The sequence below is a fragment of the Lentzea rhizosphaerae genome (genome assembly GCF_042649515.1).
Lineage (GTDB): Bacteria > Actinomycetota > Actinomycetes > Mycobacteriales > Pseudonocardiaceae > Lentzea > Lentzea aerocolonigenes.
Map to the genome: position 1 here is coordinate 161,371 of NZ_JBHRZI010000030.1, position 22,901 is coordinate 184,271.

The following is a 22,901-nucleotide window of genomic DNA, read 5'->3' on the forward strand; positions in this document are numbered from 1 at the left end:
AGGCCGGGTACCCCCAATTTCTAGACTAGTGAAGGGGTCTGACACTGCTGTACGGCACCGCGTCCAGCAGCGTGATCCGCACCGTGGCGCCGCTGGGCACCCGGTAGGCGCGTTGCTCGCCGCGGAGAGCTCCGTTCACGGCCGCTCCCAGTGGTGAGTCCGGGGAGTAGACCTCGATCGTGCCGTGTTCCGCGCCGCGCACGCCGAGCAGGAACGTCTCGGTGTCGCCGGTGTCGTCGAAGCGGACGGTGAGCACCATGCCGGGTTCGGCGACGCCGTCGTCCGGTGGGTCCTCGCCGACGACGGCGTGGGAGAGCAGGTCGTTGATCTGGCGGATGCGGCGTTCTCGCGCCTGGTCTCCGACGATTCCCGGGTCGCCGGTCTCGTCGTCGGGCCGGGTGCGCGCCGGTGCGAGCAGTGCCGTCAGTTCGTTGCGGAGCCGGTGGTGTGCCTGCGGTGTCAGCCACACGCGTGGGGTGGTGCTCGTCATGGTGCCTCCGTTGCGGGAGTAGTGCCGTCAGGGCGGTCTGGGGGGAGGTACCGCCCTGACGGCGGGGGCGTCCGTGCAGGCCGGGTTCGGTCGGCCCGCGACCCGCACGGACAGGGAGAGGGTCATTGGTGGTGGTGCCCGCCGGTGCGGCGGAGCATCGCCTCCACGTCGTGGGCGTAGCCGGTGGCGACGCGCAGGAGGATGTCGCGTTGGACGCGGAGGAAGTCGTTCTCCCTCCGCAGCCAGGCGAGTTCGGCTCGCTCGTCGTCGGTCAGCGGTGTCCGGTCGGTTTCCACGTCGCACTCACCTGAGCGGGTCGAACTCGCGCAGGGCGGCGGGCTGCTTGCCGGTGGTGATCTGCTCCGCCAGCAGCCGTCCGGTGATCGGTCCGTGTGCCAGGCCCCACATGCCGTGTCCGCCGGCGACGTACACGCCGGGCGTGCGAGTCGCGCCGATCAGCGCACGGCCGTCGGGAGTGACCGGACGCGGACCGACCCAGACGTCGGTGCGGTCCGCCCACCACACCCCGTCCAGCAGCGGGCGAACGGAGGCGATGATCGCGTCGACGCGTGCCTTGTCCGGCGGGGCGTCCGGGTCGCGGAACTCCATCGTGCCCGCGACTCGGAGACCGCCCTGGTAAGGCGTGCAGGCCACGCGCACCTCCGGCAGGTAGAGCGGGCCGTGGACCGGCTCCCGCACGGGCACGGTGAAGGAGTAGCCGCGGCCGGCTCGCACCGGCGTGCGGACGCCCTGTCGTGCCGCGAGCCGCGGCAGCCAGGCACCGGTCGCGAGGACGGCCGCCTCGGCGGAGATGGCGTTGCCGTCCTTCGTCCGCACGACGACACCGGCGTTGTCCGCGTGGACGTCGGCCACGTCGAACGTGCGGATCGTCGCTCCCCTGGCGACCACGGCGCGACCCAGCGCCTGCACGAAGCCTCCGGGATCGACGAACCGCTGCCCGTCGATGCGCACGCCTGCGGTGAGGGCGGGCGCAGCCAACGGGACCTGTTCCCGGAGGTCCGTTGTGGACAGTCCGGTGTGGTCGACGGGCTGTCCGGCGGCGGCCATGCGGTGCAGCTCTCGCAGAAGTCCCTGTGCCTGCCCGGCGGAGGTGAACGCGGCGGTGATCGGCGCGGCGACGGTGGATGCCTCGACGCCGTTGGCGGTGAGCACGTCGTAGGCCTCGACGCTCTCCTCGTTGAGCGGGAGGTTCGCCTCGACCGCCCTGGTCCACGACGGCCACCTGCAGTGGGCTGCGAACCGCGTCAGGAACGCCCACAGCTTCGGGTCGGCGGTCAGCGGGATGTGCAGCGGCGCGGCCGGGTCGAACAGCGACCGCAGGCCGTAGCGCAGGACCGCGGGCTCGTTCAGCGGGATCGCGAGTCCTGGCGCGATCCAGCCCGCGTTGCCCCACGACGCGCCGGCCGCGACACCCACCCGGTCGACCACTGTGACCTCGACGCCGCGCTCCTGCAGGAACCACGCGGTGGACAGCCCCACCACGCCTGCCCCGACCACCACCGCGGAGCGCGGACCGCCGTCAAGGCGCTCGACGCCGACCATCCCGACCTCCTGTCATCGCTCGTCTCGATGCCAGGATGCGGCGGGCGCGGGACGAACCGGGTGTCCGTTCCGCACAATTGGGAGGTCAGCGGTTGTCGGTTTCCGACACCGTCGCGGCGAGATCGATCATCATCGCGACCCGTTTGCCGGGGTCGTCGAGGTCGAGGCTGGTCACCTCGCTCATCTTCCGCAGCCGGTTGCGGACGGTGTTGCCGTGCACGCCGAGCCGCTCACCGGCCACCGCCAGGTCGCCCTGCGCCTCGAGCCACGCGCGCAGCGTCGCCACGAACGCCGTGCCGTGCTCGGCGTCGTGCCTGCGCAGTTCCGCCACCGGTCCTCGCGCGGGGGCGCGGCCGACGCGTGCGGCGGTGCGCAGGCGTTGCAGCAGGATCTCGTCCCACGACTCGTCGTACGCGGGCGGCGCGGTGTCATCGGGCTGGGTCTCGTGCAACGCCAGGCACTCGTCCGCCTCCTGCCTGCCCGCCGGCAGGTCCGCTGCGGCGGCGACCCCGCTGATTCCCGCAGACACGGTCACGTTCGCGGGCAGCGCGGCCCTCAGCGCCGCCAGCCAGTCGCGTGCCGCGGCGACCTTCTCGCCGGGCAGGATCGTGTAGATGCTGTTGCCCGCCAACGCACTGCGGCCCGGCCTCGACCAGCCGAACCCGGTGGTGGCCTGTTCGAACGCCAGCAGCACGGCCGCGTGCCGCTCGGCGCCGACGTGGGCGCGGACCGCGACGACCCTCGCCGGGCCCGGCGGCAACCCGAGCTGACTGGTCACGGTCGCGGCGTCGGCCGTGCCCTCCAGCAGCCGGATCACCAGCTCCGACTCGACCTGGCGCTCCAGGTCGGCGCTGGCCCGCAACCGCAACAGGTGCAGCGCCACGGTCCTGGCGCCGTCGGTCAGCGCGGTGCGCCGGGCGCCTTCCAGCGGCCCTCGGCAGGCCACCCAGACCGCCCCCAGCAACTCCCGGCCCACCCGGACCGCGACGACCATTCGCCCGGTGAGGCCGCGTTCGGGCACTCCGGCGACGAAGAGCGGCTCGTCGGAGGCCAGCAGGTGCGCCCGGACGCCCGCCGCGTCGAACAGTTCGCGCACCCACGCGGGCACCTGCCGTCCCATGATGGTCTCCAGCCGGGCGGCGTCGACCTCCTGCTGCGGGCCCGAATAGGCCAGCACCCGCGACAGCGGGTCCTCGATGGTCACCGCGCCGCCCACGGCGTCGGCGAGACTGTCGGCCAGCGCGAACAGGTCGGTGGGGCCGCGCCCGGACTCGGTCTCCCGCCCCTCCAGCACCAGGCCGTAGACCACACCCGCGAGCTGACTCCACGACAGAGCCGGATCGGCCAGCATCACCGCGACACCCTCGGCTTCCCCGACCGCGACGGCGTCCGCCAGGAACTCCTCGGCACCCCGAAGCAGCACGACGACGGCCCGTGCCGCCACCGCCCCGCGCACCGCTTCGGTCACGGACTCGGCGCCGACGGCCAGGAAGACGTCACCCACCTCGGCTCGGTCGTCCGTGACGTCCCGCAACACCACGCCGCGCAGCTCGGCCGACCGCGGCACGGGGCAGCAGCACAACCGGACGCCGTAGCCACCCAGCACGTTGACCAGCCGGTCCAGCCTCACCATGGGGGTCACCGTAACCACCGCGTGCGCAAAGCCGCCGTCCCGCGAGCAACGCGTCGAGGGCGTGCTCGCGGGACGGCGGCGGACTGGTGTTCCCGGCAGGCTCAGCCCACCTTCACCACGCGGGCCGCACCACCGCCACGCCGCGTCGGTTCGGCGACGGCACGCCAGCGGCCGTTCGAGGCGCGCTCGACGGCCGTGGCGGCGCCGATCTCGGCGTTCTGGCTGAACTTGTGCCCGATGGCCTGCAGGCCCGCCGTGGTCGCGGCGGCGATGAACTCCGCCTCGGCCGGGGTCGTGGCCGCGTTGCGCTGGGAAGCACGCGGCGCGGCGACGGCGTCGAGCAGGGACATGTTGCGGTCCAGACGCGCGGTCAGGATCTGGGTGACCGTGGTGATGATCGTGGAGCCGCCCGGCGAGCCGACGGCCAGGAGGACCTTGCCGTGGTCGAGGACGATCGTCGGGGCCATGGACGAGCGCGGGCGCTTGCCGGGGCCGGGGAGGTTCGGGTGCGGGACGCCCGCGGTCGGGGGCACGAACTCGAAGTCGGTGAGCTCGTTGTTGAGCAGGAACCCGCGGCCCGGAACGACGATGCCGCTGCCGCCCTCGGCCTCGATGGTCAGCGTGTAGGCGACGACGTTGCCCCAGCGGTCGGCGACCGTCAGGTGCGTGGTGCGTTCCGCGTCCTCGCGCAGCGCCGACATCCCGGCGGTGGCTTCACACGCCTGCGGGTTGTTCGGGTCCGCGGCGGGCTGCGGAGCCGGCAGCACGGCGTCGGACTTGATCAGGCACGCGCGGCTGTCGGCGAACTTCTGCGAGAGCAGGCCCTCGGTCGGCACGCGCGAGAAGGCCGGGTCGCCCACCCAGCGCAGGCGGTCGGCGAACGCGAGCTTGGTCGACTCGATGAAGCGGTGCAGGTACTGGACGTCGGAGACCTTCGACAGGTCGGTCGACTCGAGGATGTTCAGCGCCTCGCCGACGGTCGTGCCGCCGGACGACGGCGCCGCCATGCCGTAGACGTCGAGACCCCGGTACCGCGTGTGCGTGGGGTCGCGGCGCTCGACCTGGTAGCGGGCCAGGTCGGAGATCTCCATGGCGCCGGCACGCACCTTGCGCGTCGAGCCTGGCACAACCGGCGGCTGCTGCACGGTCTTCACGAGGTCGCGTCCGACTGCGCCGCCGTAGAGGGACGCGAGCTCGGTGCGGGCGAGCTCGCGGTAGGTGTCGGCGAGCTGCGGGTTGCGGAACGTGCTGCCCACCGCCGGCGGCTGCCCGCCGGGCAGGTAGAGGTCGCGGGTCGAGGTGAAGTCGGCGAAGCGGGCGGCGTTGTTCGCGATCTGCGAGTTGAACGTCTTGTCGACGACGAAACCACGCCGTGCCAACGCTTCCGCGGGCGCCATGGCCTCGCGCAGGTTCAGCGTGCCCCACTTGCGCAACGCCTGCTGCCACGTCTTGGGCGTGCCGGGCACGCCGACGGACAGACCGCTGGTCATCGCCTCGGCGAACGGCAGCGGCTTGCCGTTCTCCACGAAGAGCTGGTCGGTGGCGGAACGCGGCGCGGTCTCACGCCCGTCCAGAGTGGACACACGACCGGAGTGTGCGTCGTAGTACACGAAGAACCCGCCGCCACCGATGCCCGCGGAGAACGGGTCGGTCACGCCGAGCGCGGCGGCGGTGGCCACGGCGGCGTCGACGGCGTTGCCACCGCGGCGAAGCACGTCGACTCCGATCTGGGACGCGTCGGGGTCGACGCTGGAGACCGCGCCGCCCCAGCCGACCTGCTCGGGTACGCGGGGCGCAGGTTCTGCCGCGCCTGCCGTGGCAGGGGCGACCAGTACGACGGAGAGCGTCAGTGCGGCAACCGTTCGCAACATGGGCAGAACTTCTACTCCGCCGCGGCTGGTTGGCAACACTCCTTGAGGAAGGCCTAAGGTGCGGAGGTGTCGATCGATCTTGACCAGTTGCGAACGGATTTCGCGAACACCCCGCTCGACGAGGCGGACCGCGAGGAGGCGCTGCACCTCCTGCTGCGCGACCGCCGCGAGGGCGACGCCGACCTGCTGCGCCACCTCCTGGCCGAGGAGACGGCCGCCCACCACGAGGGCTGGGGCCTGAGCGAGACGATGGTGCTCGCCGCGCTGCTGCTCGCCGAGTGCGGCCGCGAGGAGGACGTCTGGACCCTGTGGGAGGCCAAGAACGCCTCGTTCGACACGATGGCGGGCCTCGACGGCTTCCTGCTGTTCCCGGCGGGCATCTCGGGCACGACGGCGCACGTGATCGCGAGCGAGCAGCACCCCGAGCGCGGCGACCTGATGACCTACATGAGCGAGTACCTCGAGTACGAGAAGCTCACCGACGAGGACATCCGCGGCCACATCGCGAGCCTGCGGTCCCACTTCGAGGCCTGAGCCGGCGGCAACCGTTCAGAGGACCTCCAGCGGGTCGAGCTTGATCCGCACCAGCTCCTGTTCCTTCCGCGCCGTCCGCACGGCCTGCGCCTCGGCCAGCACGGCGGCCAGCTGACGGCCCTCGCCGCGCGCGACCCGCACCAGAGCCCGTTCCCTGGTCTCGTCGTCGTTCAACGGCACCGGCCCGAGGATCTCGCCGGTGGGCGGCAACCGCAGCTCGTCCAGCAGGGCGTTCACCGCGTCCGGCGTGCCGTCGACGGTCGCCATCCGCACCGCCGGCGGGAACCCGAGCTCGGTACGCGCGGCGAGCTCGGTGGCCGCGTGCCACACCGGATCCCACCGCACGAGGGCCTGCACGGGCGTCAGCGCGGAGTCCGCGATCACCACCACGCGCCCGTTGCCGGGTCGCACCAACCCCGCCGCCGTCATCCACCGCCGCAGCGCCTCCTCGGAGGCACGCAGGTCGGCCCGGCCGAGCAACGCCCACCCGTCGAGCAGCAGCACCGCGCCGTACCCGCCCTCGGCCACGGGCTCGGCCCCCGGCGTCGCCACCACCAGCGAGGGGTTGCCGGGCACCTTGATCAGCACCTCGTCGGCCCCGCTGGTCCGCACCGGATACCCGGGAAACGCGCGCCCGAGCTCCTCCGCCGTCCGCCGCGCCCCGATGATCTGCCCGCGCAACCGCCGCGACCCGCACGTGGGACACCGGAACGCGGCCTCCGTAGCCGCACACCACCGGCAGTACGCGGGCTTGGGCAGCCCGTCCTCGGTGCCACCCGGCAACGCCAGCGGCCCGGCACAACGCCGGCACCGCGCAGGCCCGCGACACTGACCGCAGGCGAGCGCGGGCACGTACCCGCGACGCGGCACCTGGATCAGCACCGGCGAGTCGGCAAGAGCGAACCGCGCGGCGTCGAACGCGATGGACGGCAGCCGAGCCGTGCGGGCGGCAGGGTCTTTGACGTCCTGCCACTCGTTGTCGCCCACGGACACCACGCGAGGCGCAATGGCCCGCAACGTCTCGCGCGAGGCGACGATCTCGTGCGCCCACCCGGTCTCAACGAGCAGCTGCGCCTCGGCAGTGCGCGCAAACCCACCGATCAGCAACGCCGCACCGCTCATGTGCGCGCGCTGAACCAACACGTCCCGCACGTTCGGATACGGCGCACGCGGCTCGGCGTGCAGATCGTCCCCGTCGTCCCACACGACGAGCAGCCCGGGATCCTTGACCGGCGCGAAGGCGGTGGCCCGCGTGCCGACCACGACCCGCGCCACCCCGCGCCGCACGGCCAGCCAGCGCTTGTAGCGCTCCGACGGCCCGAGGTCGGCCGACAGCGTCACGACACCCTCGATCAACCTGCCGCACGCCTCGGCGACGCGGGCCAGGTCGCGGTGGTCGGGCACGACGATGACGACCCCGCGCCCGGACGAGGCGACCGCGGCCGCCGCTTCGGCCAGCCGGGCGGGCCAGTCCTCGGAGGGCAGCGCCTGCCACACGGCGTGGGCGGGGCGGCCTTCGCGGAGGGCTTCGAGGTACTTGGGGCCTCGGGGATAGCGCGACCAGGCGTCGGCGGGGACGGGAGGGAGCTGGGAGCGCGCGGGTGGAGCGGCCGGCTGGGGCGCTGAGGGGTCGGCCGCGGGCGGAGCGGCCAGTGGAGGCGCTGCGGGATCAGCCAGCGGGAGGCTCGCGGAAGTGGGCGCTGAGGCCGCAGGTGAGGCACCGGACGCTGGGACCGAGTTGGCGTCCGGATCCTCGTGTGTGGCCTGCCCCACCGCGAGGTGGGATGTGGGAGGCGTGGCCGTTGTCGCATCAGCCGACGACTCACCAGCCGCGGGCGGCTCCCCCGCGGACTGCTGCGGCTCGGACGGCGTCCCCTCGGCCGACTCCGGCGGCTCCACCTGCGCCGCGGGCGTCTCCCCCACCCACGCCGGGACCTGTGGCAGCGGCGAGGGCTCGCCCGAGGCGGCGGCCTCCGCTCGGGCGTGGCGGGGTGGGATGGCCAGGCGCAGCACGTCGATCATGCCGCCCGCGTACCTGTCGGCTATCGCGCGAGCCAGAGTGGCGATTTCCGGGGCCAGCACCGGTTCGGGTGAGACGACCTTCTCGATGAACGACAGTTTCTTGCCGTACTCCGAAGTGGCCACGCGTTCGAGGAGGTAGCCGTCGACCAGCTGACCCGCGAACCTGACTCGGACTCGGCAGCCCTCGGTGGCCGTGGCGTCCAGTTCGGACGGAATCAGGTAGTCGAAGGGGCGGTCCAGGTGGGCCAGCGGCACGTCCACCACGATGCGGCCGACCGGTAGCGTCGCTGCGGGGACCCGTTCCCCTTTTCTCGCTCCGGTCTTCGCGTTCATGCCTCCTGGTGTATCAGACACCCCCGACAGTCACGCGCCGCGCCTCACCGAACTGGTGACACCCGACACGCGGATTCAGCCGGAGATCGACTCCTGGCCGTTCTCGATGTGCCCGCACAGCCGCCGGCGGAACCGCGGCTCCTCCTCCACCGTCACGGTCAGGTCGTACCAGCCGGAGTTCATGGCGGTCAGCCACGGGATCACGTGGCGGTGGCCGGGGCGCACCACGTACTTGCGGCGGCCCAGGACGAACGTCAGGCGTGAGGAGCCGGAGTTCTCGAACGTCAGCGTCAGCACACGGCTGTAGCCGCGCACCGACGACGACACGCGCGCACGGTCGGATGACGACCCTGCGAACTCGCGGCGGAAGCCGTTGGGACCCAACAACACGAGGTCGTGGTCACCGGCGACCTCAAGAGAAGCCGAAGAGGTCACGTCGAAGTGCTGCGGCTGCGCGAACTGGCCCGAGTACGGGTACAGCGCGAGGTGCACGGAGGCGGAACCGGAGTTCGACAGCTCCAAGAGAGAGCCGCGCAACGACGCGTCGGGCTGGTACGGCAGGGCGCGCGCACGTCGTCGTCCCGCCTCTTGTTCGGGCATCTTCTGCGATGAAGGGGGCGCGGGACGCCAGCGCGGGGTTGCGGGCGGCACCGGTGCGGGCTCGCCGACGTCGGGCCACGTGCGGCGCCGGTCGAAGTCGAACGTCGAGGTCAGGTCACCTGTGACGGCTCTGCGCCACGCGGAGATCTCTTCCGAACGCACGCCGGTCCACCGTTCGAGGAACTGCGTCATGGACGTGTGGTCGAACACCTGCGAACACACGTAACCGCCGACGGACCACGGCGAGACGACGGTCATCGGTACGCGCGCGCCGAGTCCCAACGGGCGGTCGCCCACGTATTCGTCAGACACGGACAACGGCGGGCGCGGCGGCGGCACGTGGTCGTAGAAGCCGTCGTTCTCGTCGTAGGTGATGAACAGGACCGTCGACTCCCACACCTCCTGGTTGGACGCCAGCGCGTCCAGCACCTGGTAGGTGATCGACGCGGACGCGGCCGGTGACGAGGCGCCGGGGTGTTCGGAGTCCACAGAGGACGGCACGAGGTACGACACGGCGGGCAACCGGCCCGACGCCACGTCGGCGCGGAACGTCTCCCCCAGGCCACCAGGCCGGACACGGTGCAGTCCTCTGTCGTACAACGACTTCTCGGCGGCGGTCAGCCGAGACAGGTCGATGGAACCGATCAGAGCCGGGTCGCCGGTTCCGTACAGCTTGTCCAGCGACTTGAACCCGGCGGGCAGCACCTTGCGCGCGATCTCCTTGAACCGCAGGAAGAACTCCAGGTTGTTGTCCTGGAAGTTGTCCCACTCCTGGTACACCCGCCACGACTTCCCCGCTGCCTCAAGGCGTTCCGGATACGTCTTCCACGTGTACCCGGCGTGGTTGTCCTCGTTGTAGGCCGCGTTGCCGGTCGCGCGGGCACCCGACGGCTCGAACCCCGTGTACCCGGACACCCAGTAGTTGCGGTTCGGTGAGGTCGAGGACGGCACCGAGCAGTGGTAGGCGTCGCACAGCGTGAAGGTGTCCGCGAGCTCGTAGTGGAACGGGAGGTCCTGGCGCGTGTAGAACGCCATCGTCGCCGCGGTCTTCGCCGGCACCCAGTTGTCGTTCCACCCGCCTCGCAACGCCGCGTGCCCGCCGTTCCAGCTGTGGTCGAGGTCGCCGATGTACTGGATGTCACGGCCAGACGCCGTCTCACGCACCGGGAACGGCAGCACGCCCGACTGGTTGAACACGCCACGAAGAGCGTTGCGGTCGGAGAACCCTCTCACGCCGCGCAGGGTTCCGTAGTAGTGGTCGAACGAACGGTTCTCCTGCATCAACAGCACGACGTGCTTGATCGCGCGCAACCCTCCCGCGCGGGGCTCACGGGCCAACGCGGCGTACACCGACGGCGGCAGCAGGGTGCCCGAAGCAGCAGCAGCGACGGCGGCCATGAACCCACGGCGAGAGAGCGACATGAACCGAGTTTCTAGTCTCAACACGTGACGCGGAACCGACCCACGTATGAACAAAGGCCCCGGATTCACCGGGGCCTCGTTCACACTCACACTCAGGCAGCGGCGACAGCAGCGGCCACGCTCGCGCGCGCGTCCAGCAGTCCCTTGCCGCACTGAGCAGCCGCCGGCAGCGGCTTTGCCTTCAAGTGCAACAGCACCTGTGGGGGCGTGAGCAACGCCTTGGCGTGCTGCACCCGTGAGTGCTGCATCAACGCCACGACACCGGCCACGTGCGGGGTCGCCATGCTGGTGCCCTGGTAGTGCTTGTAGATCGACGCGGCGGGCACGGTCGCACCGTTGTTCAGCGTCGACAGCACGCCGTTCGCCACCACCGGGGACGTCTCGCCGCCCGGCGCGCAGATCTCGACCGAGGCGCCGAAGTTCGAGTACGACGCCCGGTTGGCCTGCCGGTCGGTGGCGCCTGTGGTGATCACGCCGACGCAGTTCGCCGGGGTGGTCCCGGCGGCGTTGGCCGCGTCGTTGCCCGCTGCCACGACGACGGTCGCGCCGTGCACGTTGCGAGCGGTGTTGATCGCGTTCTGCAACGTCGCCGGGCACGCCGCCGAAGGGCCGCCGAGCGACAGGTTCAGCGTCCTGGCCGGGTTCGGGTTCGCCGGAACCCCCGGCACCGCGCCACCCGCGGCCCACACGATGCCCGCCGCGATGTCGGCCAGCGTGCCGCCGCACGTGCCGAGCACCCGCACCGGCACGACCTTCGCCAGCGGTGCCACGCCCGTGCCGCCGGTCGCGTTGTTGCGCAACGCCGCCACGGTGCCCGCGACGTGCAGGCCGTGCCAGCTCGACGGCCGCGCCGCCGAACCGGGACCGCACTGCCCGGCCAGCCGCCAGTCGCCCTGGTCGGTCGGGTTCGCGTCCCGCCCGTTGCCGTCCTTCGCGAACCCGGCGTTGCTGATGAAGTCGTAGCCGCCGACGTAGTTGGCGGACAGGTCCGGGTGCGCGGTGCGGCCGGTGTCGATCACCGCGACCCGCTGGCCCAGCCCGGACGGTCCCTGGTCCCACGCGGGCGACAACCCGATGCCGCCGGGGTTCTCCCAGTAGTGCCACTGCTGCGGCCACAGCGGGTCGTTCGGCACGGCCGTGGCCTCCAGCACGATGTTCGGTTCCGCGTACTCGACGTCACCGCGCGCCATCAGCACCCGGATCGACTCGGCCGCGTCGCGCGAGGCGAGGACCTCCGCGCCGTCCGTGGCGTCGGCGACGGCCCGTGTCCGCGATCTCTCCAGCGCGTCGGACCTCGACGCGCCCTCGCGGAACTTGACGATGATCTCCTGCTCCTCCGGTTCCTCCTGCGCGGCCGCGGTCAGCGGCGTCACCGTCAGCGCCATCACGACGCCGAGCAGGGCTGCCATGCCGGTTCTCATGTCTTCCTCCCCTTCCCGATCTCACTGACGGCGAGAAGGAGAAACCCCGGCTGTTGTGGCCCGGATGCGATCGCCACAACAGATCCACAACAGGCCCCGCGTATCCACGTGCACAACGTCATCGAGGGGGAAGCCATGATCCAGCTCGTCGTCGCGGTCGCACTGGCCGCAGCAGGCACCGCCGCCGCACCGGACCCCGCGACCGTCGCGCGGGTCGAGGCCGGCAGGCTCGTCGTCACCGGGGCGCCGGCACGCGCCAGCCAGATCCACGTCACCGGCACCACCATCAGCGATGCCGGTTCGATGCGGGCCGGCACCGGGTGCACGCGCCTGTCGGCCTCGCGCGTCCACTGCGCGCAGGTCCAGAAAATCGTCCTCCACCTGGGCAACCGCGACGACACGGTGCTCTACGACAGCGCCGTGCCCACCGAGCAGCACGGCGGTGACGGCGACGACTCGCTGCAGGGCGGGTCGGGCGCGGACACCCTCTACGGAGGCGACGGCGACGACGTGCTCGACGAGCCGTCCGCCGACGCGGGCGGCAACTTCCTGCAGGGCGGCCACGGCAACGACACGATCGACGGGGCCAAGGCGAACATGCGGGACCGCGCGGACTTCAGCGACCACGCCGAGGGCATGACGATCGACCTCGCGGCGGGCACGGCGACCGGATCGGGCGAGGTCGACCAGCTCAAGAACGTCCAGGACGTCTACGGCACCGCCGGTGACGACACGCTGATCGGCAACGTCTGGCCGAACAAGATGTACGGGCTCGGCGGCGACGACACGTGCACAGAGGGTCCTTACGACATGTGCGTTCCGTGAGTTCGTCCGCCTGATGTATCAGGCGCAGCCATAAAACCTCCGCAGGTGCGTGGACCCACTCGACGTCCGCCTGCTCGGACCCCTCGAAGTCACCGGGCCAGGCGGCGTGCTGCGCCTCGCCGGCACGCGACAGCGCTCCCTCCTGGCGCTGCTGGCGTTGCGCGCACCCTCGGTGCTCCCCGCAACACGTCTGATCGACGCGTTGTGGGGCACCGAGCCCCCACCCACCGCGTTGCGCACGCTGCACAGCCACATCGCCCGTGTCCGTTCGGCGTTGGCCGCGATCGGTCTGCCAGACGTCGTCGTCACCACCACCGCGGGATATGCGTTGCAGATCGATCCATCGCACGTGGACGTCACACGGTTCGAGCGCGCCCCCTCGCCCCGTGCGGCGTTGGCGTTGTGGCGCGGCGATCCCCTCGCCGACTGTGACGTCTCCGAGTGGGCGTCCGCCGAGATCACCCGCCTGCACGAGGCCCGTCTCGCGGCCGAGGAAGCGTTGGCGCAGCAGGACATCAGCCGTGGCGCGTGCGGAAACGCGGCCGCTCAGCTGGAACGGCTCGTGGTCACTCATCCGTTGAGAGAACGCTTCTGGGAGCTGCTCGCCGACGCACAACTACGTGGCGGCCGACGGGCAGACGCGTTGAGCACGGTCCGAAGAGCGCGCAAGGTGCTCGTCGACGAACTCGGCGTCGATCTGGGGCCAGGGCTGCGCGCGATCGAGTCCGAAGCGCTGGCGTGCGCGCCTCCTGACACGAACACCGGCCTCGTCGGACGGCAACGCGAGACCCAGGACGTCGTGCGCCTGCTGGAGAAGACGCGGATCGTCACGCTCACCGGACCGGCGGGCTGCGGCAAGTCGAGACTGGCCCAGCACGTCACGCCCTCGGCCACGGTGGTCGACCTGACCTCGGCGACCTGCGTCGACGACGCGGTGGCGGCGGCGTTCGCCATCACCACCCGCGAACTGAGCAGCCTCGGGAACACCCTGCTGGTGCTGGACAACTGCGAACACCTGCGGGCGCAGTGCGCGGCGTTCGCCGAAGCCCATCCCCGGCTGCGCGTGCTCGCCACCAGCCGCGAACCGCTCACCGCACGAGGTGAGGCCGTCTACCCGCTCCCGCCGCTCGCGGTGCCCGACCCGGACGTCCCGCGCTCGCTGGCCGATCTGGCCGCCTACGACGCCGTGCGGCTGTTCCTGGACCGCGCCGCCCACACCTACACCGACGCGGACGCCCCGGCGATCGCCCACCTCTGCGCCGCGCTGGACGGCCTGCCGCTCGCGCTGGAACTCGCCGCCGCCCGCACCTCCGTCCTCACGCCCGCGCAGATCGTGCGGAGGCTGCGCGACAGGTTCGGGCTGCTGGGACCGCTGCGCGCCGCCATCGCGTGGAGCCACGACCTGCTGACGTCCCCGGAGCGCACGCTGTTCGCCGACCTCGCGGTGTGCGCGGGCGGCTTCCCCGCCGACCTGGTCGAGGCGCTGACCGGCACGCTGGACGCGCTGACGGGCCTGGTCGCCAAATCGCTCGTGCGGGTGTCACGGGTCGCCGGTGAGACCCGGTTCTCCATGCTGGAAACCGTCCACGCGTTCGCGCTGGAACAGCACTCCTGCGCACACGCCCGTGCGGCAGACTTCTTCTTAGGTCTGGCCGAACGCGCAGAGGCCGATCCCACCGGCACGTTGCTCAACGAGTTGCGTGTGGAGCACGCGAACCTCCAACGCACCATGGACTGGTTCACCACCACCGGCGACACGGACAAGGTCCTCAGGCTGGTCGTCGCGTTGAACCGCTACTGGCACCGCACAGGCAACTACCGCGAAGGCCGGAGATGGCTCGCGGTGGCCCTGAAAGGCTCAGGACCGTTGCGCGGCAAGGCCTTGGCGTCCGCGGCAGCACTCGCGATGCTCGAATGCGACTACGGGGAGGCCGTCCGCTACGCCCGCGACGGCCTGGAAGCGGACCCGTCACTCGCCGGACGGCTGCACCGGCTGCTGGGCTCGGTCGCACGAGAACGCGGCTACTACGAAGCAGCACTGCACCACTACCAGGAAGCAGCGCGCGCATCGAACCCCGTCAACGCCGCCTACGCCCGCCAGCTCGCGGGCGCCACGTCCTGGCTGGCCGGTGACCTGGTCGTCGCGGAGGCTGATCTTCAGGCATCACTGAAGTCACTGCGAGAGCTGGGCGACCAGCGCGGCGCCACGTCGTCACTCGCCTACCTGGGCGCGGTCGCCTGGTACCGGGGCGATGCCGCTCAGGCCCGCAAGCTGCTCGACGAAGCGCTGGACACGTTCGGTGAGCTGGAGTTCAAGGAAGGCATCGCCTGGGCGCTCAACCTGCTCGGCGTCGTCGAGCACGGCACCGGCCATCCTGCGGCCGCACGGTCGTTGCTGGAGCGCAGCCTCACCCTGCACCGCGAGCTCGGGGACCGTTGGAGGGAGGCGAGCGTGCTGGAGGCGCTCGCCCGTGCCGCAGGACGACCGGAACTGCTGAGCGAGGCGGCGGCGATCCGGGCCAGGATCGGAGCCCCGGTCCCGGCCGTGGAACGGGACATGGCGCGCTCTGGTTAGCGTTCGGGCAACGCGCGCTTGTGACTCTTCTGTTCGTAGGCAAGACACGGACGAGGGGAAACAACCATGAGATTGCGCATCGCAGCTGCGGCACTCACCATCGGCCTGTGCACCGCCGGTGTCGCCGCAGCGGATGACATCCCACCGGACTTCCAGAACAGACCGACGATCGCGGACTGCTACAACGCCATGCCCACGATGGGCGGCGCCGGCCTCATCGTCGGCGGCCCTGGCGACGACGTGATCGTCGGCAGCAACGGTCCGGACGACATCTGGGGCATGGGCGGCAACGACGTCATCCTCGGTCTCGACGGCGACGACGTCATCCACGGCGGCGACGGCAACGACCTGATCTGCGCCGGCCGGGGCGACGACCTGGTCCAGGGCGGCCCGGACGACGACACCGTCCACGGCGAACCCGGCGACGACAAGATGCGCGGCGGCGACGGGCGGGATCTGCTGTCCGGCAACGCCCACGTGCACCAGGACGAGGGTGACGGAGAGGCCGGCGTCGACGTCTGCACCGCCAGCACCGAAATCCCGGTCAGCTGCCTGTGACCGACTGCCGCAACAGGATCTCCGTGGCGGGATCGGGTCTCACCCCGAGCTGCCGCAACGAGTCCAGCACGCGCGCACGCGTCTCCACGGTCCGTTGTGGATTCCGTGCGCGCAACGCTGCGGCGAGCGCCAACCGGTGTGCGCGCGGCTCGAACGGTTCCAGCGTCAACGCCCGATCCGCCAGACGCCACGCTTCTGCCGGATCCGCTGACACGAGCCGAAGTTCGCCCAGTGCCAACAGGTTCTGAACGTACCGCGCCCGGACGTGACCGATCTCCGCCTCGCACTCCTCGATCAGGTCCGGGAGCGGTTCGCCCCGCCAGAGCGCCACGGCCTCGCTCAGCTGGTCCGCGTCGCTCAGCTCGTGGAACGACCACAGGTCCGCAGTCAGCACACCACCGCGCACCAACCGGATCGTGTCGCCGTCGCCGCGCAGGCAGTAGCTCGCCTCACCACCGGCACGATCCGGTTCGAGCAACCGGCGCAGGTGCGTCATCGTCACCCGCAGGTTCCGCGCGGCGCTCGCGGGATCGAGGTCGGGCCAGAGCAGGTCAACTGCTTGCTCGCGGCCGAGCACGGGCCGCAGCACCAGCAGCCCCAGCAGTTGCCGCACGCGCACCCGGCGCAGTTGCGGCGCGTCCACCGCAACCCCGTCACGGGTCACCCGCATCGGCCCGATGACCTCGATGCCGATCGGGTGCTCCGGTGGCGCGGGCACGGTGGCGAGCAGCTTGGCGGCGCCCGCGGCGAGACCGGGATCGCGTGCCAGCTCACGGAACTGGCGATGCACCGCGGGGCCGACGCGATCCGCCAGCCAGATGCCCAGTGTCGTCCTGCCCGCCGCGGCGTGGCGCACGGCCAGTTCGACGGACCACGGCAACGGCAGGAAGCACAGCGCGTGTTCTTCGGGCAGGTTCGTGCGGAGATCTCCTTGCCTGGCTTGGAGGAACGCGCGCCCGGCCGCCCGTGCCCGCCGGTGCGACGGCCCGAGATCGGTGCTGTCCCAGCGTTCTCTGAGCTCGTCGCTGAGCACGTAGCCCAGCGTGAGGAACCGGCGCAGGTGCCGTTCGGCGAGTTTGACGTCGACGGGCCACCGCGCGAGGTGCTGCTTGTAGATGTCGCGCGCAAGGTCCTCCTCGCCGCGTGTGACCGCAACCGCCGCCTGCGCCGCACACGCCAGCACGGCGTCACGCGGGTTGTCCTGCTCGGCGAACGGCTGTGTCGTCGTGTCGCCGAACGACGCGGCGATGACGGTGTGCAGTGCACGTGCCACGAACTCTCCTCGCGCCGTGCTGTCCGCGTCACTCCCATGGAACTCAACGGCTTCACCGTCGAACCACCGTGCCGCAGCGGCGTGGCGGCGCGCGAGATCGTCGTCCAGCATCCGTTCGGCGAGCTCGGCGGCCTCCCTGCCTCGCCCGCACATCGACAGGCAGTGCACGTGGAAGCGGATCGTCGACACCGCCAGCGCTTGGGGCACCTCGCTCGTCGGCGCCTGGGCGAGGTGGACGAGCGCCTGCTCGGGATCACCGGCCAGTTCGGCAACGACCGCGGCCACGCTGTGCCGCAACAGCCTCAGCACCGGCGTCGACGCGTCGAGCCGCTGGGCCTGGTGCGCGACCGTCGCGAGCCTGACCAGATCGCCCCTGGAATGCGCGGTGATCACGGCCTGCCCCAGCGCGACCGCCGCCCCGTCGTGGTCACCGGCTTCGAGCAGCTGTGCGCAGGCCCGGTCGACCAGGCAGTCGATGGACGGATCCGTGAAGTCGCGCGCGTGCACGACCGCGGCCCTGAGCAACAGGAACGCCGGCTCGTCCGCGTGCTGCGCAGGCACCGCGTCGAGCCACCTCTGCGCCGTTGCCCAGGGCAGCACCGACAACGTGGTGCGCACCAACTCGATCGCGAGACGCGCCAGCAGTTCCCAGTCACGTGCCCGGCACACCACCCGCCCTGCCGCAGCCAGATCTCCGCGCGCGCACAACACTTCGACGGCTTTGTCCCGCAGATGATCGGTCGGCAGCAGGTTCGCCCACAGGTCGTGCGCCCGGTACCGGCCGTCGTCCAGCCGGTCGACCAGAGGGACCTCCAGCTGCTTCACGGGTGTCCCGGAGACCGTGCTGATCTCGTCGCCGGTCGCGCATCCGAGCGCCACCAAGGCTGCCAACGCCGCGCGCACGGGTTCGGTGAGGCTGCTCAGCACCTCTTCCGCGGCGTAGCGCCACGACGCGGCCGGCCCTGCCGTGAGCGACAGCCGGACGAGTGCGGGCCAGCCGTTCAGGTCCTCGGGGAGCTCGCGCCCGAACCTGCGGGCGAGCGCGGCGGTCTCGGCGCCGCTGAACGCCAGGTCCGCGGTCCCGATCGCGGCCACCTCCCCCGCCGCTTCCCTGCGGGCCAGCGGAAAACCCGGCGCGCATCGCCCCGACAGCACCAGGTGCGCGGTGTCCGGCAGGGCACGGGCGACGGCTCCGAGCAGGGCCGCGCCGGGGGAACCGGCGGGGATCTCGTGCACGTCGTCGAGCAGGAGGCACACGTCGAGCGGCGCGCGTCGACGCAGGGCCGCGAGGACTTCCGGTGCTCCGGGATCAGGACTCGGGCTGTCCAGCGCGTCGAGGATCGCCTGAGCCAGCCGGGCGGCGTCCTCGTGGCCGGGACCGCACGTCACCCACACGTCGACGCCGCGTGGTTCGAGGAGGTTCGCGCGAACCGCCTGGGCCAGCGCCGTCGTCTTGCCGAAACCGGCGCCCGCGACGACCAGCGTGACCGGACGGCACCAGCGCGCGCGAAGACGGTCGACCAGGCGCAGCCGAGGCAGCTCGACCTCCAGCGGACGCGGCACCGCGCGCAGACCCGTCGTGTCGTCCCCCACGCAGGACGGAGACCGTCAGAGGCCCCGAAATACGCGAAACGGCCCGCCTCCCCGAGGGGAAACGGGCCGTCCGAAAGGTGAAATCAGGCGCCGGCGGCGTTGCGCAGGGCCTCCGCGCGGTCCGTCGACTCCCAGGGCAGGTCCACGTCCGTGCGGCCGAAGTGGCCGTACGCGGCGGTCGGCGCGTAGATCGGACGCAGCAGGTCGAGGTCGCGGATGATCGCGGCCGGCCGGAGGTCGAACACCTCGGTGATGGCCTGCTGGATCTTCTGCGGGTCGACGGTCTCGGTGCCGAAGGTCTCGACGAACAGACCGACCGGCGCGGCCTTGCCGATCGCGTAGGCGACCTGGACCTCGACGCGGGTGGCGAGGCCCGCCGCGACGGTGTTCTTGGCGACCCAGCGCATCGCGTACGCGGCCGAGCGGTCGACCTTCGACGGGTCCTTGCCGGAGAACGCGCCACCACCGTGACGTGCCATGCCGCCGTAGGTGTCGACGATGATCTTGCGGCCGGTCAGACCCGCGTCACCCATCGGGCCACCGATGACGAAGCGGCCGGTCGGGTTCGTCAGCAGGCGGACGTTCGTGGTGTCGAGGCCCAGCTCGTCGATCTCGGGGGCGACCACGTGCGTGCGGAGGTCGACGCCGAGCAGCTTCTCGAGGTCGATGCCGTCGGCGTGCTGCGTGGAGATGACGATGGTGTCGAGCCGCACCGGCTGGTCGCCCGCGTACTCGATGGTGACCTGCGTCTTGCCGTCCGGACGCAGGTACGGAACCGTGCCGTCCTTGCGGACCGCGGTCAGGCGGCGCGACAGGCGGTGCGCCAGCGCGATCGGCAGCGGCATGAGCTCCGGCGTGTCCGTGCACGCGTAGCCGAACATCAGGCCCTGGTCGCCAGCGCCCTGCTTGTCGATCTCGTCCGCCGCGCCCTCGACGCGGTTCTCGAACGCCGTGTCGACACCCTGCGCGATGTCCGGGGACTGCGCGCCGATCGCCACGTTCACGCCGCACGAGTGGCCGTCGAAGCCCTTGGCGGACGAGTCGTAGCCGATCTCGAGGATCTTCTCGCGGACGATCGTGGGGATGTCCGCGTAAGCCTCGGTGGTCACCTCACCCGCGACGTGGACCTGGCCGGTCGTCACCATCGTCTCCACCGCAACGCGGGAGCGCGGGTCCTTGGCCAGCAACGCGTCCAGGATCGAGTCACTGATCGCGTCGCAGATCTTGTCGGGGTGTCCCTCGGTCACCGACTCACTGGTGAACAGCCTGCTGCTGTGCTGGCTCACGGACACTCCTTCTTCGCGGATTGGTCTGAGGAAAGTCTACTGACTCGCAGTCAAGCGAGCGGTAACCGCGTCCCACACCACGGACGCCACTTGTGTTTTCGGCCCGTGGGGTATAGAAGCCTCGGCGCCTTCCCTCGACAGCAGCCAGCCGGCGTTGTCCTCCTGCTCGAACGCCTTGCCGTCACCGACCGCGTTCACCACCAGGAGGTCGCAGCCCTTGCGCTTGAGCTTGGCGCGGCCGTAGTCGAGCACCGACGTCGTCTCGTCGCCGGTCTCCGCGGCGAATCCTACGATCACCTGGCCCTGCCGACGCGAGGAAACGAGCTCCACGAGAACGTCGGGGTTCTTGGTCAGGACGATCGGGTCGGGATCCGAGTCGGTCTTCTTGATTTTGTGTCCGGTCAGCGAGACGGGCCGGAAGTCGGCCACCGCCGCGGCCATCACGACCACGTCCGCGTCCGCGGCGACCTTGTGCATCGCGTCGCGCAGCTCCACGGCCGAGCCGACGCGGACCAGGTCGACCCCGGACGGAGTGGCGAGGTCCGCGGTGTTGCCGGCGACGAGCGTCACCCGTGCGCCGCGCTGGGCTGCCACCCGTGCGAGCGCGTAGCCCTGCTTGCCGGACGAGCGGTTGCCGATGAACCGCACCGGGTCGAGCGGTTCACGCGTGCCACCCGCGGAGATCGCGACGTGCACGCCTTCCAGAGTCCTCTCGAGAGCGTCACCGCGCACCAGCAGCAGCCGGGCGAGCTCGACGATCTCGGCCGGGTCCGGCAGACGGCCCTTGCCGGTGTCCTTGCCGGTCAGTCGGCCGCTCGCGGGTTCAGCGACGATCACACCGCGGCTGCGCAGCAGCTGCACGTTGTGCTGGGTGGCCGGGTGCTCCCACATCTCGGTGTGCATCGCCGGCACCAGCAGGACCGGGCAGCGCGCGGTCAGCAGGGTGTTCGTCAACAGGTCGTCGGCGAGGCCGTGCGCGGCCTTCGCGATGAGGTTCGCGGTCGCCGGGGCGACCACGACGAGGTCGGCGTTCTGCCCGAGCTTGACGTGCGGCACCTCGTGCACGTCGTCGAACGGGTCGGCGGACACGACCTCACCGGACAGCGCCTCGAACGTGGCGGCTCCCACGAACTTGAGCGCGCCCTCGGTCGGGACGACCCGCACGGAGTGGCCGGACTCGGTCAGCCGCCGCAGGACCTCACAGGCCTTGTACGCGGCGATGCCCCCGCCAACCCCGAGGATGATCCTGGGCTTGATGGGGGCATCGCCACTGTGCGAAGCGGAAGTCAAAGATTCTCCTGTGAGACATGACCAGCGGCCAATGGGGCCGCCTCTCACGAGGGGGACCCCCGCTTGCCGGGCCTGAGGGCCGCGCCTCCACGAGGAGGACCCCGCGAATTGCCGAAACACCGCCCCGGCAGCTAACCCTGACACGCACCCCGGGCTGGGGGTCCGGGGGCTTGCCCCCGGCTGGGGTGTGGGGGCTCGGCCCCCACAAGACACGGGGTTAGGCGAGTCGGTCTGCGCTTTCCGCAGACACACGCCTCCCCAGTCCTAACCCCTCACTCGCCCTCGGTGTGCTCGAGGAGACCCGCGTGGATCTCGCGAAGAGCGATCGAGAGGGGCTTCTCACGCGGGCCCGGCTCGACGAGCGGGCCGACGTACTCGAGCAGGCCCTCGCCGAGCTGCGCGTAGTAGTCGTTGATCTGGCGGGCACGCTTCGCTGCGTAGATCACCAACGCGTACTTCGAGCTCACCTGCTCAAGCAGGTCGTCGATCGGCGGGTTGGTGATGCCCTCCGGAGAACCGGTCAGATGACCGAGCTCGGTGTGGGTGATCACTCTCAAACTCCTGAGATTCGTGGTCCGACCATCAAGGATAGCAAGTCGGCCGCGGCCGACTGCACGTCGGCGTTCACGACGACCTCGTCGAACTCCTTCTCCGCCGCCAGCTCCTCGCGGGCGATCTCGAGCCGGCGTTCGACGACGTCCGGATGTTCGGTGCCTCTGCCGGTCAGCCGGTCGACCAGGTGCTCCCAGGACGGGGGCATCAGCATGACCAGCTGGGCTTCCGGCATGGCCACGCGGACCTGCCGCGCGCCCTGCAGCTCGATCTCCAGCAGGGCGGGGCGGCCGGAGGCCAGTGCTTCCTCCACGGGCCTGCGAGGCGTTCCGTAACGGTTTCCGGCGAATTCCGCGTGTTCGAGGAACTCTCCCGCGTCGACCATCTGCTGGAACTTCTCGTGGTCCACGAAGTGGTAGTGCACTCCGTCGACCTCGCCCGGCCTCGGCTTCCTGGTGGTCACCGAGACGGAAAAGTAGACATCGGGCTGCTGCCTGCGCAGCTCCGCCAGGACGCTGGACTTGCCAACCCCTGACGGCCCGGACAAGACGGTGAGACGGGGGCGGACAGAGCCCGCCCCCGTCCCGGTGTCACTCACTCTCCGCTGAACTCGGAGAGCAGGGCCTTGCGCTGACGGTCACCGAGACCGCGCAGGCGACGGCTGGGAGCGATCTCGAGGCGCTCCATGATCTGCTGCGCGCGCACCTTGCCGACGCCCGGCAGGGCCTCGAGCAGCGCGGACACCTTCATCTTGCCCAGGACCTCGTCGCTCTCGGCGGCCTTGAGCACGTCCGTCAGGGTCGTGCCGCCGCGCTTGAGGCGCTCCTTGAGCTCAGCCCGAGCGCGACGAGCGGCAGCAGCCTTCTCCAGCGCTGCGGCTCGCTGCTCCTCGGTAAGCTGGGGAAGAGCCACGATTTCCTCCGTGGTGTGGATTCTTTTCGGATCGGTGCCGCGACCGTACCGACCGCAATTGCCTGGGGACAACGTGACCCAGTCAGGTAAATCTTCAGCGGTCATGAGTGATGCGGCGGGTGGTAGTAGTACCAACACCCTCCGGCGG

General features: G+C 71.1%; 18 protein-coding genes. 4 read left to right on the forward strand and 14 right to left on the reverse strand.

The window, feature by feature from the left end; all coding sequences use genetic code 11:
- Window positions 1-25: 25 nt before the first annotated feature.
- From ACFOWZ_RS34940 to ggt, 5 genes are all read right to left on the reverse strand, one after another.
- Complete coding sequence (locus tag ACFOWZ_RS34940) at window positions 26-490, reverse strand: GreA/GreB family elongation factor (protein WP_382378218.1); 465 nt, start codon at window positions 488-490, stop codon at window positions 26-28.
- Window positions 491-612: 122 nt separating this feature from the next.
- Window positions 613-786, reverse strand: a complete 174-nt coding sequence (locus tag ACFOWZ_RS34945; RefSeq protein ID WP_382378219.1) for a hypothetical protein — start codon at window positions 784-786, stop codon at window positions 613-615.
- 7 nt (window positions 787-793) lie between these two features.
- Window positions 794-2,053 (reverse strand): NAD(P)/FAD-dependent oxidoreductase, encoded by a 1,260-nt coding sequence (locus ACFOWZ_RS34950; protein WP_382378220.1) that lies wholly within the window; start codon window positions 2,051-2,053, stop codon window positions 794-796.
- Between the two features lie 85 nt (window positions 2,054-2,138).
- The gene (locus ACFOWZ_RS34955; protein WP_382378221.1) at window positions 2,139-3,686 is read right to left on the reverse strand and encodes a PucR family transcriptional regulator; all 1,548 of its coding nucleotides are present in this window, start codon (window positions 3,684-3,686) and stop codon (window positions 2,139-2,141) included.
- A 101-nt stretch (window positions 3,687-3,787) separates the two neighbouring features.
- Window positions 3,788-5,557, reverse strand: a complete 1,770-nt coding sequence (gene ggt / locus ACFOWZ_RS34960) for a gamma-glutamyltransferase (RefSeq protein ID WP_382378222.1) — start codon at window positions 5,555-5,557, stop codon at window positions 3,788-3,790.
- A 66-nt stretch (window positions 5,558-5,623) separates the two neighbouring features.
- Between ggt and ACFOWZ_RS34965 the strand changes: the two genes are divergently transcribed.
- Window positions 5,624-6,091, forward strand: coding sequence for a hypothetical protein (locus ACFOWZ_RS34965; RefSeq protein WP_030471591.1), 468 nt, complete (start codon window positions 5,624-5,626; stop codon window positions 6,089-6,091).
- A 15-nt stretch (window positions 6,092-6,106) separates the two neighbouring features.
- On the opposite strand, the gene ACFOWZ_RS34970 is transcribed toward ACFOWZ_RS34965, so the two are convergent.
- From ACFOWZ_RS34970 to ACFOWZ_RS34980, 3 genes are all read right to left on the reverse strand, one after another.
- Window positions 6,107-8,446: a primosomal protein N' gene (locus ACFOWZ_RS34970; protein WP_382378223.1), complete on the reverse strand. Its 2,340-nt coding sequence runs from the start codon at window positions 8,444-8,446 to the stop codon at window positions 6,107-6,109.
- A gap of 75 nt (window positions 8,447-8,521) precedes the next feature.
- A complete protein-coding gene (locus ACFOWZ_RS34975) occupies window positions 8,522-10,468 on the reverse strand; it encodes a phosphocholine-specific phospholipase C (RefSeq protein WP_382378224.1) in 1,947 nt (648 codons plus the stop codon).
- A 92-nt stretch (window positions 10,469-10,560) separates the two neighbouring features.
- A complete protein-coding gene (locus tag ACFOWZ_RS34980; protein WP_382378225.1) occupies window positions 10,561-11,889 on the reverse strand; it encodes a S8 family peptidase in 1,329 nt (442 codons plus the stop codon).
- 135 nt (window positions 11,890-12,024) lie between these two features.
- On the opposite strand from ACFOWZ_RS34980, the gene ACFOWZ_RS34985 reads away from it, so the two are divergent.
- The 3 genes from ACFOWZ_RS34985 (at window position 12,025) to ACFOWZ_RS34995 (ending at window position 15,847) form a co-directional block, all read left to right on the forward strand.
- The gene (locus ACFOWZ_RS34985) at window positions 12,025-12,714 is read left to right on the forward strand and encodes a calcium-binding protein (protein WP_382378226.1); all 690 of its coding nucleotides are present in this window, start codon (window positions 12,025-12,027) and stop codon (window positions 12,712-12,714) included.
- 49 nt (window positions 12,715-12,763) lie between these two features.
- The gene (locus ACFOWZ_RS34990; protein WP_382378227.1) at window positions 12,764-15,289 is read left to right on the forward strand and encodes a BTAD domain-containing putative transcriptional regulator; all 2,526 of its coding nucleotides are present in this window, start codon (window positions 12,764-12,766) and stop codon (window positions 15,287-15,289) included.
- A 66-nt stretch (window positions 15,290-15,355) separates the two neighbouring features.
- Entirely contained in the window at window positions 15,356-15,847 is a 492-nt protein-coding gene (locus ACFOWZ_RS34995) for a calcium-binding protein (RefSeq protein ID WP_382378228.1), read from the forward strand.
- On the opposite strand, the gene ACFOWZ_RS35000 is transcribed toward ACFOWZ_RS34995, so the two are convergent.
- From ACFOWZ_RS35000 to mihF, 6 genes are all read right to left on the reverse strand, one after another.
- Window positions 15,834-18,713, reverse strand: coding sequence for a hypothetical protein (locus tag ACFOWZ_RS35000; protein WP_382378229.1), 2,880 nt, complete (start codon window positions 18,711-18,713; stop codon window positions 15,834-15,836). The two genes, ACFOWZ_RS34995 and ACFOWZ_RS35000, sit on opposite strands and share 14 nt — an antisense overlap.
- A gap of 83 nt (window positions 18,714-18,796) precedes the next feature.
- On the reverse strand, window positions 18,797-19,999 hold the full coding sequence (metK, locus tag ACFOWZ_RS35005; protein WP_382378230.1) for a methionine adenosyltransferase: 1,203 nt from the start codon (window positions 19,997-19,999) through the stop codon (window positions 18,797-18,799).
- Between the two features lie 36 nt (window positions 20,000-20,035).
- Window positions 20,036-21,289, reverse strand: coding sequence for a bifunctional phosphopantothenoylcysteine decarboxylase/phosphopantothenate--cysteine ligase CoaBC (coaBC, locus tag ACFOWZ_RS35010; RefSeq protein WP_382378231.1), 1,254 nt, complete (start codon window positions 21,287-21,289; stop codon window positions 20,036-20,038).
- 272 nt (window positions 21,290-21,561) lie between these two features.
- The gene (gene rpoZ / locus ACFOWZ_RS35015) at window positions 21,562-21,840 is read right to left on the reverse strand and encodes a DNA-directed RNA polymerase subunit omega (RefSeq protein WP_045313812.1); all 279 of its coding nucleotides are present in this window, start codon (window positions 21,838-21,840) and stop codon (window positions 21,562-21,564) included.
- 2 nt (window positions 21,841-21,842) lie between these two features.
- Complete coding sequence (gene gmk / locus ACFOWZ_RS35020; RefSeq protein ID WP_382378232.1) at window positions 21,843-22,439, reverse strand: guanylate kinase; 597 nt, start codon at window positions 22,437-22,439, stop codon at window positions 21,843-21,845.
- Window positions 22,436-22,753: an integration host factor, actinobacterial type gene (gene mihF, locus ACFOWZ_RS35025; RefSeq protein WP_030471603.1), complete on the reverse strand. Its 318-nt coding sequence runs from the start codon at window positions 22,751-22,753 to the stop codon at window positions 22,436-22,438. The genes gmk and mihF overlap by 4 nt, the downstream gene beginning before the upstream one ends.
- Window positions 22,754-22,901 lie beyond the last annotated feature (148 nt).